At 67.7% G+C, this 13,678-nt stretch carries 7 protein-coding genes and 1 tRNA gene; 3 read left to right on the top strand and 5 right to left on the bottom strand.

The annotated features are described in order from the left end of the window. Positions 1–56: 56 nt before the first annotated feature. A complete protein-coding gene (locus tag ACFFJ7_RS12145; protein ID WP_377592616.1) occupies positions 57–3,560 on the top strand; it encodes a PAS domain-containing hybrid sensor histidine kinase/response regulator in 3,504 nt (1,167 codons plus the stop codon). A 39-nt stretch (positions 3,561–3,599) separates the two neighbouring features. Here the strand turns inward: ACFFJ7_RS12145 and ACFFJ7_RS12140 are convergent, their stop codons facing one another. The 4 genes from ACFFJ7_RS12140 to ACFFJ7_RS12125 all read right to left on the bottom strand — a co-directional run bounded on the left by ACFFJ7_RS12140 (position 3,600) and on the right by ACFFJ7_RS12125 (position 8,340). Next, positions 3,600–4,691, bottom strand: coding sequence for a BMP family ABC transporter substrate-binding protein (locus ACFFJ7_RS12140; RefSeq protein WP_246225192.1), 1,092 nt, complete (start codon positions 4,689–4,691; stop codon positions 3,600–3,602). A 118-nt stretch (positions 4,692–4,809) separates the two neighbouring features. After that, positions 4,810–5,733, bottom strand: a complete 924-nt coding sequence (locus ACFFJ7_RS12135; protein ID WP_377593024.1) for an ABC transporter permease — start codon at positions 5,731–5,733, stop codon at positions 4,810–4,812. Next, the gene (locus ACFFJ7_RS12130; RefSeq protein ID WP_377592613.1) at positions 5,733–6,815 is read right to left on the bottom strand and encodes an ABC transporter permease; all 1,083 of its coding nucleotides are present in this window, start codon (positions 6,813–6,815) and stop codon (positions 5,733–5,735) included. Before ACFFJ7_RS12130 ends, ACFFJ7_RS12135 begins: the two co-directional genes overlap by 1 nt. Then, positions 6,805–8,340 carry an ABC transporter ATP-binding protein gene (locus ACFFJ7_RS12125; protein WP_377592611.1) on the bottom strand — a complete coding sequence of 512 codons (1,536 nt, stop codon included), beginning with the start codon at positions 8,338–8,340 and terminating at the stop codon, positions 6,805–6,807. The genes ACFFJ7_RS12130 and ACFFJ7_RS12125 overlap by 11 nt, the downstream gene beginning before the upstream one ends. Positions 8,341–8,758: 418 nt before the next feature. Here ACFFJ7_RS12125 and ACFFJ7_RS12120 point away from each other — a divergent pair. Next, positions 8,759–8,834: transfer RNA gene (locus ACFFJ7_RS12120), tRNA-Ile, on the top strand. Positions 8,835–8,954: 120 nt separating this feature from the next. After that, positions 8,955–10,829, top strand: coding sequence for an ATP-dependent zinc metalloprotease FtsH (ftsH, locus tag ACFFJ7_RS12115; RefSeq protein WP_377593023.1), 1,875 nt, complete (start codon positions 8,955–8,957; stop codon positions 10,827–10,829). 37 nt (positions 10,830–10,866) lie between these two features. On the opposite strand, the gene ACFFJ7_RS12110 is transcribed toward ftsH, so the two are convergent. Further along, on the bottom strand, positions 10,867–13,479 hold the full coding sequence (locus ACFFJ7_RS12110) for a glycosyl hydrolase family 28-related protein (protein WP_377592609.1): 2,613 nt from the start codon (positions 13,477–13,479) through the stop codon (positions 10,867–10,869). Between the last annotated feature and the right edge of the window lie 199 nt (positions 13,480–13,678).

The raw sequence follows: 13,678 nt of genomic DNA, 5'->3' as shown, positions 1-13,678 counted from the left end.
GCGCCTGTTTCCTCCGCCGCGCAAACCTCCTAATCTGACGGCGGGGGAGGAAGACGATGGCAGGGTGGCTCGTCGTTCTGGTGGCGCTCGTCTATCTGTGCGGCCTGTTCGCGGTCGCCCACATGGGCGACACCTTCGGCAAGCGCATGATGGGCGGCAGCGCGCGCGCGAGCATCTATGCGCTGACGCTCGCCGTCTACTGCACGTCGTGGACCTTCTTCGGTTCGGTCGGGCTTGCGGGCCGTTCGGGGCTGGACTTCCTCACCGTCTACATCGGCCCCGTGCTGCTGCTGGGGCTCGGGTTCCGCTTCATCACGCGCGTGGTGGAACTCGCCAAGGCGCAGAACATCACCTCCATCGCCGACTTCCTCGCTGCCCGCTACGGCAAAAACGACCGCGTCGCCGTGCTGGTGACGATGATCGCGGCAATCGGCGTCATCCCCTACATCGCCCTGCAGCTCAAGGCGGTGTCGTCCTCGCTGACAGTGTTCTTCGAGGCTGCGCCGGACATCACCTTCATCCCGCCGGCGGCGCTCGGCATCGATCTCGCCTTCGTGGTCGCGGCCGTGCTGGCGGCATTCGCGGTGGCGTTCGGCACCCGCCATGTCGACGCGACCGAGCACCAGGACGGGCTCGTGCTCGCCATCGCGCTGGAATCGCTCGTCAAGCTGGTTGCCTTTCTGGCCGTCGGCATCTTCGTGACCTATGTCATGTTCGACGGCGTCGGCGACATCCTCATGCGGGCGGCGGTCACGCATCCGGGCGGCGACATCCAGGAGAAGACGTCGGATGTCGTGACCTACCTGACGCTCACGCTGCTGTCGCTCGGCATGGCGATGCTGCTGCCGCGCCAGTTCCACATGATCATCGTCGAGAACCGCGATATCTCGGATGTGCGCCGCGCGGCGTGGATGTTTCCGCTCTACCTCATCGCCATCAATGTCTTCGTGCTGCCGTTGGCGCTTGCCGGGCAGGCGGCGTTCCCGGAGGGCGCCATCGATCCCGACATGACGGTGCTGGCGCTGCCGCTGTCGGCGGGAGCGCACACGATGGCGCTGATCGCCTTCATCGGCGGGCTGTCGGCGGCAACCGCCATGGTGATCGTCGATTCGGTGGCGCTCGCCATCATGATCTCGAACGATCTCGTCATCCCCTTCATCCTGCGGCGGCGCGCGCGCGCCAACACCCACAACACGGGCGACCTCAGCGGCTTCGTGCTGCTGGTGCGGCGCGGCTCCATCGTCACGGTAATCCTGCTCGCGTATGTCTACTATCGGGTATCGGGCGAAGCGGCGCTGGCCTCCATCGGCTTTCTGTCGTTCGCGGCCATCGCGCAGCTCGGCCCCGCCTTTGTCGGCGGCTTCGTCTGGCGGCGCGGCACGGCGCTCGGCGCGAGCGCCGGGCTCGTCGCGGGTTTCCTGGCATGGGCCTATACGCTGCTGCTGCCGAGCCTCGCCGGCAGCGGGGGCGGCGACTGGGCGTCCTTCGTAGCGCAGGGACCCTTTGCCATCGAGGCCCTGCGGCCGACGGCGCTGTTCGGCACCGATCTGCCGGAGCTGACGCATGGCGTGTTGTGGAGCCTGTCGGTCAATCTCGCGGCCTACGTCGTGTTCTCGCTGCTGCGGCCGGAAACGGCGCTGGAACGCCTGCAGGCGAACGTCTTTGTCGGTTCGGACGGCGCGCCTCTCGCCGTGGTGCAGACGTTCTGGCTGCGCCGTTCTCCGGTTTCCGTGGAGGACCTGAAGGGCGTCGTAGCCCGCTATCTCGGCAACGAGCGCACGGAGCGCGCCTTCGAGAGCTTCACGGCCCATCGCGGCGGGCCGACGTCCGGCGAGGCGGACATCCATCTCCTGCGTTACGCCGAGCACCTGCTCGCCTCCGCCATAGGCGCGTCAAGCTCGCGGCTGGTGCTGTCGCTGCTGCTGCGCGGGCGCAACCTCTCCACGCACGATGCGCTGCGCCTGCTCGACGACGCCTCCGCCGCCATCCAGTACAACCGCGACATTCTCCAGCACGGCCTCGACCACGCGCGGCAAGGCATCACGATCCTCGATCGAGACCTGCGGCTCATCGGCTGGAACCGCGCCTTCCGGGACCTGTACGACCTGCCGCCCCACCTCGTGCGCTTCGGTGTCGGCATCGATGAGATCGTCCGCTATAATGCCGAGCGCGGGTCCTACGGGCCGGGCGACACGGAGGATCTGGTCGCCGTGCGTCTCGCGAGCCTCATCAGCGAGGTGGAGCCGGCGCGCCTGCGTCTCTACCCGGCGAACCGCGTCATCGAGGTGCGCTCCAACCACCTGCCGGACGGCGGCGTGGTCACGACCTATACCGATATCACCGAAGCGGCCGCCGAGGAGGAGGCGCTGGAGCAGCGCGTGCGCGAACGGACCGAGGAACTGACGCAGCTCAACGTCGCCCTCACCCGCGCCAAGGCCGAGGCGGAGGAGGCGAACGCCTCCAAGACGCGCTTTCTGGCCGCCGCCAGCCACGATATCCTGCAGCCGCTGAACGCCGCCCGCCTTTACGCCACATCGCTGGTGGAGCGTGACCGCAAGGCGGACAATGCGGCGCTTGCCGAGAATGTCGAGGCGTCGCTCGATGCCGTCGAGGAAATCCTCACCGCGCTGCTCGACATCTCGCGCCTCGACAGCGGCGTCATGCAGCCGGAACTGTCGAGCCTGCGCATCGACAGTCTCCTGCGCCAGTTGCAGCGCGAATTCGGCATGGCCGCGCAGGAGAAGCACGTGGGGCTGCGGGTCGTCGCGCCGGCACTCACGGTGCGCTCCGACCGGCGGCTGTTGAGGCGCATGCTGCAGAATTTCGTCTCGAATGCAATCAAGTACACGCCCTCCGGCCGTGTGCTGATAGGCGCGCGCCGGCGCGGCAGCAGTCTGCGCATCGAGGTCTGGGACACTGGCCTCGGCATTCCGGCCAGCCAGCAGCACCTGGTGTTCCGTGAGTTCCAGCGGCTACAGCAGGGAGCGAAGATCGCGCGGGGGCTGGGGCTCGGCCTGTCCATCGTCGAGCGCATCAGCCGCGTGCTCGCCCATCCGGTGTCGCTGTGCTCGGAGCCGGGCAAGGGCACGGTATTCATGGTGACGGTGCCGCTGACGGAGCCCGTCGCGCCGGAGACGCCGGCGCCGCAACTACCCGTCGCGCCGGTGACCGGCCTGGAGGACCTCGCGGTGTTCGCCATCGACAACGAGCCCACCATCATTGACGGCATGCGCCAGCTGCTCACCGGCTGGGGCTGCACGATCGTGACGGCCGACGGCGTCGGTACGGCGCTCGACCGGCTGGCGCGCTGCACGCGGCCGCCGGATGTGCTGATCGCCGATTACCACCTCGATCAGGGCGACGGACTTGCCGCCATCGCGGCGCTGCGGGAGCGGCTGCGCCGACCGGTGCCCGCCATCCTGCTGACGGCGGACAGGTCCCCGACCGTGCGGCAGCGCGCCGAGGCGGCCGGCGTTCACGTGCTGCACAAGCCGCTGAAGCCGGCCGTGCTGCGCGCGCTGCTGACGCGCTGGCGGGCCGTGGACGCAGGGTCCGTGTAGGCCCGCCCGCCGTTTCCGGAGTTCCGGCGGAGCGCCGTATCAGCTCTGCACGCCCTCGACGAGCCAGTCCATCTTCAGCAGGTCGGCGTCGCTGATGGTTTCGCCCGCGGCGATCCGCACCGCACCCTTCTGGTCCTTCACCGGGCCGGCGAAGGGCTGTAGCGTCCCGGCGGCGATCGCGTCGCGGACGGCATCGGCCTGCTTGCGGATTTCTTCCGGCAGGGAGGGGTTGTAGGGCGCCATCCTGATCAGCCCTTCCTTGAGGCCCCACCAAGTGTCGTCCGACTTCCACGCCCCGTCCAGCACCAGCTTGACGCGCTCCTTGTAGTAGGGCGCCCAGTCGTAGACAATGGCGGTGAGGTGCGCGCGCGGCGCGAAGCGCGACATGTCGCTCGCCTGCCCGAAGGCGTAGGCGCCACGTGCCTCGGCCACCTGCATGGCGGCGGGGCTGTCGACATGCTGGGCGATGACGTCGGCGCCGCCGTCGATCAGCGCCTTGGCGGCATCGGCTTCCTTGCCGGGGTCATACCACGAGTTCAGCCAGATCACCTTCACGGTGAGATCCGGCCGCACCTTGCGCGCGGCGAGCAGGAAGGCGTTGATGCCCATGATCACTTCCGGAATCGGAAATGACGCGACATAGCCGACCGAGCCGGTCTTCGACACGAGCCCGGCGATGGTGCCGAGCACCGCCCGCCCCTCATAGAAGCGGCCGTTGTAGATGCCGACGTTGTCGGCGCGCATGTAGCCGGTGGCGTGCTCGAACACGACCTTGGGGAACTGGCGCGCCACGCGGATCGTCGGCTGCATGAAGCCGAAGGAGGTCGAGAAGATCAGGCCGTTGCCCGCCGTCGCGAGCTGGCGGATGACGCGCTCGGAATCCGGACCTTCGTTGACGTTCTCGACGAAGGTGACCTTGACGCGGTCGCCGAACTCCGCCTCGACCGCCTTGCGGCCGAGATCGTGCGAGTAGCTGTAGCCGTGGTCGCCGATGGGGCCGACGTAGACGAAGCCGACCTTGAGCGGATCGGCGGCGAGGCCCGTCCGGGTTCCGGCCAGCATGGCCGCCGTTGCACCGGCACCGACGATCAGCGAGCGCCGGGAAAGGGGGAGCGAGGTGATTTCCGACATCTGGTTTCCTTCGGGAAGCGTAAACCGATCGCGCTGATGCATATAGGTTTTCGCGTCTGCTTTGAACGGCAAAATGTGCGGTGACCGCAATTTGTGCGCCGCCCGCGGCACCGCTGCCTCAGCGCGATGCGCGGAACGGCTTGCCGAGGTCCGCCGGTGCGCGCGAGCCCGTCCCGCCTGCCTGCGACCGGGCCGAAATGACGGTAAGCACGAGGACGGTGGCGACATACGGCAGCATCGAGAACATTTCCGAGGGCAGCCCCCACGCGCCTTGCGCGTGGAGCTGCACGATGCCGACGCCGCCGAACAGATAGGCGCCGACGAGCGCGCGCCACGGCCTCCACGCCGAGAACACCACGAGCGCCAGCGCGATCCAGCCGCGCCCGGCTGTCATGCCCTCCATCCACATCGGCGTGTAGGACAGCGACAGGAAGGCGCCCGCGAGCCCGGCCATGGCGCCGCCGAAGAGGCTCGCCGCGTAGCGGATGGCGATGACCGGGTGGCCCAGCGCGTGCGCGGCTTGCGCCGACTCCCCCACGGCCCGCAGCTTCAGCCCGGCATGGGTGCGGTTCAGGAACCACCACGTCGCGGCGACGGCAGCGACCGAGAAATAGACGAGCCCGTCATGCCTGAACAGCAGCGGGCCGGCGACGGGAAGGTCCGAAAGGCCGGTGATGTCGAGCTTCGGCAGCGCCGGAACCGGCTGGCCGACGTAAGGCGCGCCGACCAGCGCCGACAGGCCTATGCCGAAGATCGTCAGCGCAAGCCCGGAAGCCACCTGGTTGGCGGAAAGCGAGAGCGTGAGGACGGCGAAGACGAGCGCCATCAGCATCCCGGCCAGCGCCGCCGCCAGCAGGCCCGCGAGGTGGGAGCCGGTGAGCAGCGCCGCCGCGAAACCGGCCATCGCCCCCATCAGCATCATGCCCTCGATGCCGAGATTGAGCACGCCCGAGCGCTCCACCACGAGTTCGCCGGTCGCCGCGAGCAGCAGCGGCGTCGCGGCGCTGATGGCCGCCGCCATGACGGGGATGAGAAAGTCGATCATGGTTGCGCCGCCCGCGGGGAACGCGCGCCGGTGAGCCGGATGCGGAAGCGCAGCAGGCCGTCGGTCGCCAGCAGATAGAACAGCAGCATGCCCTGGAACACGCCTGTCGCCGCCTGCGGCAGGCCGGCGGTGATCTGCGCGTTCTCGCCGCCGATGTAGGTCAGGGCCATCAGCGCCGCCGCCGCGACGATGCCGGGCGGGCTGAGGCGGCCGAGGAAGGCCACGATGATGGCCGTGAAGCCATAGCCGGGCGTGAGCACCGGCACGAGCTGGCCTATGGGCCCGGCGGCCTCGAACGCGCCGGCCAGGCCGGCGGCGCCGCCGCCCACCAGGAAGGACAGCCACACCGTGCGTCGTGTGCTGAAGCCCGCGAAGCGCGCCGCCTGCGGCGCGTCGCCGACGACCGCGATCTCGAAGCCCGTCACCGTCCGCGCCATCACGAACCACGCCGCGAGCGCCGCCAGCAGCGCCACGAGCGCCCCGGCATGCAGCCGCGTGCCCTCGATCAGCACGGGCAGCAGCGCCGCTTCCGAGAACAGCCGCGTCTGCGGGTAGTTGAAGCCGTCCGGGTCTTTCCAGGGCCCGAAGACGAGCATCTGCAGGATCAGCGCGGCGACGTAGGTCAGCATCAGGCTGGTGAGGATTTCGTTGACGCCGAAGCGGGTCTTGAGAAAGGCCGGGATTGCGGCCCATGCCATGCCGCCGGCGACAGAGGCCGCCAGCATCAACGGCAGTATCCACCAGCCAGCCTCGTTCCAGAACGCCAGCGCCACACCGCCCGCCGCGATGGCGCCGATGATGAGCTGCCCCTCCGCGCCGATGTTCCAGACATTGGCGCGGAAGCCGATGGCGAGCCCCGTGGCGATCAGTGCCAGCGGCGCGCCTTTCACGCCGAGTTCCGTCAAGCTCTGGAAGGTCGTGAGCGGCGCGAGCATGAACTGGTAGAGCGTCTCCACGGGATCGAGCCCCAGCGCCAGAAACAGCACGAAGCCCGAGGCAACCGTGAGCGCCACCGCCAGAAGCGGCGCCACGATCCCGAACCACGGGCTGTCGGGCCGGCGCACGAGTTCAAGCCGCATCGCGCGTTTCTCCCTCCGCGCCGCCCATCAGCAGGCCGATCTCGTCCACCGTCACCTGCGCGGTTTGCAGCGCGCGCGACAGCCGCCCGCCGCTGATGACGGCGATGCGGTCGGTCAGCGACAGCAGTTCGTCGAGGTCCTGCGAGATCACCACGATGGCGGCCCCTTCCCGCGCCAGGTCGGCGAGCGCGATATGGATCGCTGCGGCGGCTCCGGCGTCGACGCCCCAGGTGGGCTGTGCCACAACGAGCACGGCGGGCTTCTGCAGCAGCTCCCGCCCCACCACGAACTTCTGCAGGTTGCCGCCGGACAGGCTGGATGCCGGCACGTCGACACCGAAGGTGCGCACGTCGAAGGCGGAGACGATCCGCTGCGCGAACCGCCGCGCCGCATCGCGCCGGATAACACCCGCGCGCGTGAGCCCCATATGATGGCGGGCCGAGAGCAGCGTGTTGGCGGAGAGGCTCATGCCCGGCACCGCGGCATGGCCATTGCGCTCCTCCGGCAGGGTATAAAGGCCGGCGAGGCGGCGTGCCTGCGGCCCCCTGTCGGCGACCGGCGCACCGTCGACGGCGATCGCGGCGGCGGCGGACGTCCGCCACTCGCCGGACAATGCCTCCATCAGCTCTCCCTGCCCGTTGCCCGCCACACCGGCGATGCCAAAGATTTCGCCCGGCCCGACGGAAAAGCGAATGTCCCGCAACGCCACGCCGAACGCCCGTTCCGCCGGCCGGTCAAGACCGTTGACGGACAGACGCGCGGGCTTCTCCGGCGTGCGGTCGGACGGCGTGCGTTTCGTGACGCGCAACTCGTTGCCGATCATCATCTCTGCCATGGAACGGGCGGTCTCGACGGCGGGGTTGCAGTTCGCCACCACGCGCCCGGCGCGCAGGATGGTGGCGCGCTGGCAGAGCGCGCGGATTTCGTCCAGCTTGTGGCTGATGTAGAGAATGGAGCAGCCTTCCGCCGCGAGCCGACGCAGGGTGGCGAACAGCACCTCCGCCTCCTGCGGGGTAAGGACGGACGTCGGCTCGTCCATCACCAGCAGCCGCGGGTTCTGCAGCAGGCAGCGCACGATCTCGACACGCTGGCGCTCGCCCATCGAGAGCGTGCCGACCGCGCGGCCGGGTTCGAGCGGCAGGCCGTAGCTCGCGGATACGGAGGCGATGCGTGCCGCGAGCGTGCGCCGGTCTCCGGCGGCGTCGAGGCCGAGCGCGATGTTTTCCGCCACCGTGAAGGCATCGAACAGCGAGAAATGCTGGAACACCATGCCGATGCCGAGGCGGCGCGCGGCGTGCGGGTCCGTCGGGGCGACGGTTTCCCCGTTCCAGCGAATCACCCCGGCGTCCGGCCGCAGCAGGCCGTAGATGATCTTCACCAGCGTGCTCTTGCCCGCGCCGTTCTCTCCCACGAGCGCGTGTATCTCGCCGGGGGCGACGGAGAAGGAAATGTCGTCGTTCGCCACCACCGCGCCGAACCGCTTCGTTATTCCGGCAAGGGCGAGACGGGGAGGAACAGCGGACATGAGAGCGGGCGATCCCTGAAAATGCAACCAGAACAAAGGACGGCCCATCGCCGTCGATGCGCCCGCGCCGTTCCTTCGCAGAAGAAATCCGCCCCTTGGGCATCGTCACGAATGACGGCCATCGACGACGTTTTCTTCACCGGAAAGTGTGACGCGGATGCTCCCTTAACATGAAATTCAAACAAAGCGGAGTCGCGATTGGCGGCCCCTTCGCGCGGCGCGGGAAAATCGAGAGAGCCGGCGCCGGGGTCACCCGGTTTCCGCGAGGCTCGTCAACAGCCCCGCGCTTGAGCCTTGCGCTCGTCCGGGCATTGTGACAAAAACCTGTCGTATTACCCGGCGAAGGGGCGGCGCGCGCCGCCGTTTCCGGATATCCTTCGCCTCGCGCCATCGGAACACCGGGAACGGCGCCCGGCGCGGGCCAGTAGCTCAATGGTTAGAGCCGACCGCTCATAACGGTCTGGTTGGGGGTTCGAGTCCCTCCTGGCCCACCAATTCATTTCAACATCTTGCAATAATGTATCGCGAAAATGTTCCGGGCCGCCCGTTTCCGTCCTTGACGGGAGGCGCGCGCCGCCGATGATCGGAAGCGACCGGGAGGAATCGTTATGGCGATGCAGATGAACGGGAAAACGCAATTCCACCTCTGGTACTGGTTGGCGGCTTTCGTCGGGCTGATGGTGTTCCAGTATTTCTTCGCCACGGCCACGCAGGTCGCCGAAATCCCCTACAGCCAGTTCGAGACCTATCTCTCCGAGGGCAAGATAGCCGAGGTCGCGGTTTCGGACCGCTTCATCCAGGGCCAGTTCAAGGAGCCAGTCGACGGCCGGCCGATGTTCGTCACGACGCGCGTCGAGCCCGATTTCGCGCAGGCGCTGCAGGCGCACGGCGTCGTCGTCACGGGCCGGATCGAGAGCACCTTCCTGCGTGATCTCCTGTCGTGGATCGTCCCCGTCCTGCTGCTCGTCGCCGTGTGGATGTTCGTGCTGCGGCGCATGGGGGCGGGCGATGTCGGCGGCGGGTTGATGCAGATCGGCAAGTCGAAAGCGCGCATCTACGTCCAGTCCAACACCGGCGTCACCTTCGCCGATGTCGCGGGCGTCGACGAGGCCAAGGACGAACTCAAGGAGATCGTCGACTTCCTCAAGGACCCGAAAGGCTATGGCCGGCTCGGCGGGCGCATGCCGAAAGGCATCCTGCTCGTCGGCCCGCCCGGCACCGGCAAGACGCTGCTCGCGCGTGCCGTCGCCGGCGAGGCGGGCGTGCCGTTCTTTTCCATCTCCGGTTCGGAATTCGTCGAGATGTTCGTCGGCGTGGGCGCGGCGCGCGTGCGCGACCTGTTCGAGCAGGCGCGCGCGAGGGCGCCGGCTATCATCTTCATCGATGAACTCGACGCCCTCGGCCGCGCGCGCGGCATCGGCCCGCTGTCGGGCGGCAACGACGAGAAGGAGCAGACGCTGAACCAGCTTCTGGTCGAACTCGACGGCTTCGACCCCTCTGCGGGGCTCGTGCTGCTGGCGGCGACCAACCGGCCGGAAATCCTCGACCCGGCGCTGCTGCGCGCCGGTCGTTTCGACCGCCAGGTGCTCGTCGACCGCCCGGACAAGATCGGCCGCATCCAGATCCTCAACGTCCATCTGAAGAAGGCGAAGCTCGCCACCGATGTGTCGCCCGAGCAGATCGCGGCCCTGACGCCCGGCTTCACCGGCGCGGACCTCGCCAACCTCGTCAACGAGGCAGCGCTGCTCGCCACCCGCCGCAAGGCCGACGCCGTGACGATGGAGGACTTCAACAACGCCATCGAGCGCATCGTCGCCGGGCTGGAGAAGCGCAACCGCCTGCTGAACCCGAAGGAGCGCGAGATCGTCGCTTATCACGAGATGGGCCACGCGCTCGTCGCCATGGCGCTGCCCGGCTCCGACACGGTTCACAAGGTCTCGATCATACCGCGCGGCGTCGGCGCGCTGGGCTACACGATCCAGCGGCCCACGGAAGACCGCTTCCTGATGACGCTCGACGAGCTGGAGAACAAGATGGCGGTGCTGCTCGGCGGGCGCGCCGCCGAGTGGATCATCTTCCACCACCTGTCGACCGGCGCGGCGGACGACCTCGTCAAGGTCACGGACATCGCCCGCGCCATCGTGACCCGCTACGGCATGACGGAAAAGCTCGGCCATGTCGCCCTGGAGAAGGACAGGCGCTCGCTGATGGCGACCGACCAGCCCTACTATGGCCCGCCGGAGCGCACCTACTCCGACGAGACGGCGACCTCCATCGACGAGGAGGTGCGCCGCATCGTGGACGAGATGTTCGCGCGCGCGGTCGCGCTGCTCACCAGGCGGCGCGACGTGCTGGAACGCTCCGCCCGCATGCTGCTGGACAAGGAGACGCTGGTCGAGGACGACCTGCGGAACTTCGCGGCACATGCCGGCCCGCAACCGGCCGCCCCGGCGCAGGAACAGCCGCAGGGCCATCCGGCCGGCGCATGACGGCACCAGCCGGACAGGTCGGCCGGGATCCGTGCCCTTACCCGGGGAAGAAGTCGTCGAAGACGGACAGGGGCCGCACGCCGAGCGTCGTGCTCTCCTGATCCGTATCATGTCCCCAAGTGCTTGAGCCGGAAGTGTTCGAGCCGGATACCGCCGCGGTAGCCTTGCCGCGTGCCGGCCCGTCGATGAGGCCGCCGTCGCGCTGCACCGTGTTCGTTTCCGTCTCGACGGCGGTTGCCGCCGCCACGCTGGCGAATGTCGACGGGGCGGTGCCGAGGGAGGCGATAATGCCGCTGATATCGGAGAGGTTGCCGGCGGTCAGCGCGGGCAGGTTCTCGAAAACAGCGTCGCAGTTCTTGTCAAAGGCCACCTCGCCGGCAGGCGTCTTGATGCTGAAGACTTCCGTGTGCGCGCCGTCCGTCACCTTCCAGGAATTGCCGCCGACATTGGTGAGCGTCGCTCCGCTGCTGAAGCCGGAGAGCACGATGCGGTCGCCGACCCCGACGCCGTTGCCGACGAAGTCCTCGATGATATCGCCCGCGATCTCGCCCTTGCGCAGGATGAACACGTCGTTGCCCTCGCCGCCCCAGAGCCGGTCGACGCCCGCGCCGCCGTCGAGGATGTCGTCGCCGGCACCGCCGCGCAGGATGTTCTTGCCGCTGCCGCCGCCGATGAAGTTCGCGAGGGCGTTGCCGGTGCCGTCGATGTCGCCGCCCTGCAGCAGCAGGTTCTCGACATGCGCGCCCAGCGTGTAGCTCCGGTTGGAAACCACCGTGTCGATGCCGCTGTTCGCGTTTTCGATCACCACATCGCCGGAATGGTCGACGACGTAGGTGTCGTTGCCGGCGCCCCCCTCCAGCGTGTCGGCGCCGGCACCGCCGTCGAGGACGTTGTTGCCCGTGTTGCCGACCAGATGGTTGGTGCCGCTGTTGCCGGTGGCGTTGAGGTTGGCCGTGCCCTTCAGCACGAGCTTTTCCACCTGCGTGGGCAGCACGTAGCTCACGGATGAGTAGACCGTGTCGTAGCCTTCGCCGGTCTTCTCGACGACGACGTCCCCGGCGTTGTCGACATCGTAGACGTCGTCGCCCGCGCCGCCTTCCATCCTGTCTGCCCCGGTGCCGCCGATCAGCGTGTCGTTGCCCGCGCCGCCCTGCAGCGTGTCGTCACCGGCCTTGCCGTCCAGGATGTCGTTGCCGCCGTTCCCCTTCAGGAGGTTGGCGCTGTCGTTGCCGGTGATGGTGTTGTCGAGGTCGTTGCCGTTGCCGTTGAAGCTGCCGGCACCGATGATCAGGTTCTCGACATTCGCCGTCAGCGTATACACGCCCGCCAGGTGCGAGATCACCGTGTCGATGCCCTTGTTGGGAAGCTCGGTCACCACGTCACCCGAGTGGTTGACGACGTAAACGTCGTTGCCGCCGAGTCCCGCGAAGCTGTCGGCGCCCGAGGTGCCCGGCAGGAAGTCGTCGCCTTCGGTCGCACTGGTCGCGGGAATGTAGTAGTCCCCGGCCGTCATGTTCGTGATCGTGTTGCCGGAGACCGACGTATGCGACGGGCTGGCGATGGTCGAGTTCGAGATTTCCTCGCGGATGCCATACCGGGTGGCGCCGTTCGAGGTGATGACGTTGTCGATGATCCGCGTATTGGTCGACCGGTAGATGTTGCCGGTATGGCCCGGTTCGGTGTCGTCGCGCACGCGGATGTTGATGGCGTCGTAGGCGCCGGGCGTCTCGACGCCGTTGTTGTGGATGATGTTGTTCTCGATCAGCGTATCGGTCGAGCCTTCCACGCGCACGCCGGCGCGGGCGTTGTCGTGAATGTTGACGCCGGTCACCGTGACGTCGTCGGAGAGCTTGATCAGGACGCCTTCGCGGGAGTTGCCGTAGTATTCCCCGCCCTGGATCGTGATGTTGGTCGGCCAGACGATGTCGGGGGCGCCGTCGAAGACGTCGCCGCGCTGGATGACGATGCCGGTGCCGCCCGTCGCGCCGAGACCGTTGCCGTACGAGATGTTGTTCAGGAACAGCACATCGTTGGAGCTGGTGGTGGCGTTGAAGCCGTGGCGGTCGTTGCCGTAGGAGATGTTGTTCTCGTAGAGGCCGCCCTCGACATAGTCGGCGACGAAGCCGTCGAGGTGGTTGCCGTGCGACACCGAGTTCCGGACAATGAGATTGTAGGTAATCTCGTGCGGATTGATGCCATAGGCGGTGCAGTTCATCGCCTCGACGCTGTCGATCACGATATTCTGGTGCACGCGCCCATCGGCGTTCGTCTTCACGCCGGTGATGATGCCGGCCTGATGGCCCAGATTGTTGGCGCGGTTGCCGTCAATGGTCAGATCCTTGATCAGGATGTTCTCCGCGCTCTCGTTGACCGGGGTGCGCAGAATGCCGTTGATGCGGTCGTTGAAATTGTCCGCGAGCTTGAGCACGGTCTCGCCCATGCCCGCGCCGACCAGGCTCACGTTCGACCGCACCTCCACCGCGCCGGCGGAGGGGTTGGAATGGTCGCCGCTCACGATGTAGATGCCCGCGGGAATGATGACCGTGCCGCCGCCGGCGGCATGGGCCGCGTCGATGGCCGCCTGAATGGCTGCGCTGTCATCGGTTACGCCGTCGCCTTTGGCGCCGAAATCAAGAATATTGTACTCCATGGAACGTCTCCGCGCTAGAGCAGATGCCGGAAGGTGCTTTCCGGAAAGGATTGTGCTTGCTCAAATGGACCGACCGGGATGGACATTCAGCGAAAAGTCATCCCGGTCCTCTATCAAGCCCTGTGCGGGCGTCTGGGGTCGTAAACCGCTGCAGCGCGCGTATTTGCCGGTGACAGAAATTGCCGCGCACGTTTTTTAA

The sequence above is a fragment of the Pseudochelatococcus lubricantis genome, from assembly GCF_042432495.1.
Lineage (GTDB): Bacteria > Pseudomonadota > Alphaproteobacteria > Rhizobiales > Beijerinckiaceae > Pseudochelatococcus > Pseudochelatococcus lubricantis.
Note: the sequence above shows the minus strand (reverse complement) of the source record. Positions and strands in the feature narration are given on the sequence as shown.

Bases quoted from the DNA above. Each gene is read 5' to 3' on its own strand.
- ACFFJ7_RS12145 (WP_377592616.1), top strand. From the start codon at position 57: ATGGCAGGGTGGCTCGTCGTTCTGGTGGCGCTCGTCTATCTGTGCGGC.
- ACFFJ7_RS12140 (WP_246225192.1), bottom strand. From the start codon at position 4,691: ATGTCGGAAATCACCTCGCTCCCCCTTTCCCGGCGCTCGCTGATCGTC.
- ACFFJ7_RS12130 (WP_377592613.1), bottom strand. From the start codon at position 6,815: ATGCGGCTTGAACTCGTGCGCCGGCCCGACAGCCCGTGGTTCGGGATC.
- ACFFJ7_RS12125 (WP_377592611.1), bottom strand. From the start codon at position 8,340: ATGTCCGCTGTTCCTCCCCGTCTCGCCCTTGCCGGAATAACGAAGCGG.
- ftsH (WP_377593023.1), top strand. From the start codon at position 8,955: ATGCAGATGAACGGGAAAACGCAATTCCACCTCTGGTACTGGTTGGCG.
- ACFFJ7_RS12110 (WP_377592609.1), bottom strand. From the start codon at position 13,479: ATGGAGTACAATATTCTTGATTTCGGCGCCAAAGGCGACGGCGTAACC.